Source organism: Embleya sp. NPDC001921 (assembly GCF_053594475.1).
Genome location: NZ_JBSFEO010000126.1, coordinates 2,190 through 5,484, shown reverse-complemented (window position 1 = coordinate 5,484; position 3,295 = coordinate 2,190). Strand labels below are relative to the sequence as shown.

The following is a 3,295-nucleotide window of genomic DNA, read 5'->3' as shown; positions in this document are numbered from 1 at the left end:
CGGGAGAGTCGCCGCTCACTTATTGTGTTCCACCGGATTACCGGTGAACATCAATGGAGAGTTTGATCCTGGCTCAGGACGAACGCTGGCGGCGTGCTTAACACATGCAAGTCGAACGCTGAAGCCCTTCGGGGTGGATGAGTGGCGAACGGGTGAGTAACACGTGGGCAACCTGCCCTGCACTCTGGGATAACTTCGGGAAACCGGAGCTAATACCGGATAACATCCTCCTCCGCATGGTGGGGGGTTGAAAGTTCCGGCGGTGCAGGATGGGCCCGCGGCCTATCAGCTTGTTGGTGGGGTAGTGGCCTACCAAGGCGACGACGGGTAGCCGGCCTGAGAGGGCGACCGGCCACACTGGGACTGAGACACGGCCCAGACTCCTACGGGAGGCAGCAGTGGGGAATATTGCGCAATGGGCGAAAGCCTGACGCAGCGACGCCGCGTGAGGGATGACGGCCTTCGGGTTGTAAACCTCTTTCAGCAGGGAAGAAGCGAAAGTGACGGTACCTGCAGAAGAAGCACCGGCTAACTACGTGCCAGCAGCCGCGGTAATACGTAGGGTGCGAGCGTTGTCCGGAATTATTGGGCGTAAAGAGCTCGTAGGCGGCCTGTCGCGTCGGATGTGAAAACTCGGGGCTTAACCCCGAGCCTGCATTCGATACGGGCAGGCTAGAGTTCGGCAGGGGAGACTGGAATTCCTGGTGTAGCGGTGAAATGCGCAGATATCAGGAGGAACACCGGTGGCGAAGGCGGGTCTCTGGGCCGATACTGACGCTGAGGAGCGAAAGCGTGGGGAGCGAACAGGATTAGATACCCTGGTAGTCCACGCCGTAAACGTTGGGAACTAGGTGTGGGCGACATTCCACGTCGTCCGTGCCGCAGCTAACGCATTAAGTTCCCCGCCTGGGGAGTACGGCCGCAAGGCTAAAACTCAAAGGAATTGACGGGGGCCCGCACAAGAGGCGGAGCATGTGGCTTAATTCGACGCAACGCGAAGAACCTTACCAAGGCTTGACATACACCGGAAACATCTGGAGACAGGTGCCCCTTTTGGTCGGTGTACAGGTGGTGCATGGCTGTCGTCAGCTCGTGTCGTGAGATGTTGGGTTAAGTCCCGCAACGAGCGCAACCCTCGTTCTGTGTTGCCAGCATGCCCTTCGGGGTGATGGGGACTCACAGGAGACTGCCGGGGTCAACTCGGAGGAAGGTGGGGACGACGTCAAGTCATCATGCCCCTTATGTCTTGGGCTGCACACGTGCTACAATGGCCGGTACAATGAGCTGCGATACCGCGAGGTGGAGCGAATCTCAAAAAGCCGGTCTCAGTTCGGATCGGGGTCTGCAACTCGACCCCGTGAAGTCGGAGTCTCTAGTAATCGCAGATCAGCATTGCTGCGGTGAATACGTTCCCGGGCCTTGTACACACCGCCCGTCACGTCACGAAAGTCGGTAACACCCGAAGCCGGTGGCCCAACTCGCAAGAGGGGGAGCCGTCGAAGGTGGGACCAGCGATTGGGACGAAGTCGTAACAAGGTAGCCGTACCGGAAGGTGCGGCTGGATCACCTCCTTTCTAAGGAGCACATAGCCGAATGTGGCCATCTGTGCCACACGGTTGCTCATGGGTGGAACGTTGACTATTCGGTGGGTTCTTCCGAAGACGACCGCAAGTACTGCCCGCGAGGGCGTGGAAAGCGGGGGTCGGGAGGAAGGGTCCGCCGGGCACGTTGTTGGGTCCTGAGGGAATGGGCCCGGCCCCACAGCCTGTCGGCTGTTGGGGCTGGTCTGTTGTCTCGGGAAGGTTCCGATCCTCGGACGATCCACGAACCGCCGGTTTCTGCCGGTAGGCGTCGGTCCTGTGTCTGTGGGAATCGGTTGTTGTTTGAGAACTGCACAGTGGACGCGAGCATCTGTGGCCAAGTTGTTAAGGGCGCACGGTGGATGCCTAGGTACCAGGAACCGATGAAGGACGTGGGAGGCCGCGATAGGCCCCGGGGAGCTGTCAACCGAGCTGTGATCCGGGGGTGTCCGAATGGGGAAACCCGGCAGTCGTCATGGGCTGTCACCCGCACCTGAATATATAGGGTGTGTGGAGGGAACGCGGGGAAGTGAAACATCTCAGTACCCGCAGGAAGAGAAAACAACCGTGATTCCGAGAGTAGTGGCGAGCGAAATCGGATGAGGCTAAACCGGTCACGTGTGATACCCGGCAGGGGTTGCGTGATCGGGGTCGTGGGAGTGTGCTTGATCGGTCTGCCGGCCGGTCGGCGAGTCAGAAACCGTACATGTAGTCGAAGGACATGCGAAAGGTCCGGCGTAGAGGGTAAGACCCCCGTAGACGAAACATGTGCGGCTTGCTTGCGCATTTCCCAAGTAGCACGGGGCCCGAGAAATCCCGTGTGAATCCGGCGGGACCACCCGCTAAGCCTAAATATTCCCTGGTGACCGATAGCGGACTAGTACCGTGAGGGAAAGGTGAAAAGTACCCCGGGAGGGGAGTGAAATAGTACCTGAAACCGTGTGCCTACAAGCCGTGGGAGCGTCGTCATCCGCGTTTAGTCGTGGGTGGCCGTGACTGCGTGCCTTTTGAAGAATGAGCCTGCGAGTTTGCGGTGTGTGGCGAGGTTAACCCGTGTGGGGTAGCCGTAGCGAAAGCGAGTCCGAACAGGGCGATTGAGTCGCGCGCCCAAGACCCGAAGCGGAGTGATCTAGCCATGGGCAGGGTGAAGCGCGGGTAAGACCGTGTGGAGGCCCGAACCCACCAGGGTTGAAAACCTGGGGGATGACCTGTGGTTAGGGGTGAAAGGCCAATCAAACTCCGTGATAGCTGGTTCTCCCCGAAATGCATTTAGGTGCAGCGTCGTGTGTTTCTTGCCGGAGGTAGAGCACTGGATTGTTGATGGGCCTCACCAGGTTACTGAGATAAGCCAAACTCCGAATGCCGGTAAGTGAGAGCGCGGCAGTGAGACTGCGGGGGATAAGCTCCGTGGTCGAGAGGGAAACAGCCCAGAGCACCGACTAAGGCCCCCAAGCGTGCGCTAAGTGGGAAAGGATGTGGAGTCGCAGAGACAACCAGGAGGTTGGCTTAGAAGCAGCCACCCTTGAAAGAGTGCGTAATAGCTCACTGGTCAAGTGATTCCGCGCCGATAATGTAGCGGGGCTCAAGCGCACCGCCGAAGTCGTGTCATTCGTACATGCAGCCAAGCCTTCGTGGTTCAGGCGTACGGATGGGTAGGGGAGCGTCGTGCAGCGAGTGAAGTCGCGGTGGAAACCAGCGGTGGACGCTGCACGAGT

2 rRNA genes (1 of these 2 running past the window's edge) are annotated in these 3,295 nt (G+C 59.2%); both read left to right on the top strand.

The features are described from left to right. Positions 1-50 precede the first annotated feature (50 nt). A 16S ribosomal RNA gene (locus ACWCPW_RS51475) occupies positions 51-1,574 on the top strand. A gap of 341 nt (positions 1,575-1,915) precedes the next feature. After that, positions 1,916-3,295: ribosomal RNA gene (locus ACWCPW_RS51470) — 23S ribosomal RNA — on the top strand; it runs 1,945 nt beyond the window's last position. The 16S and 23S rRNA genes sit together here, the layout of an rRNA operon.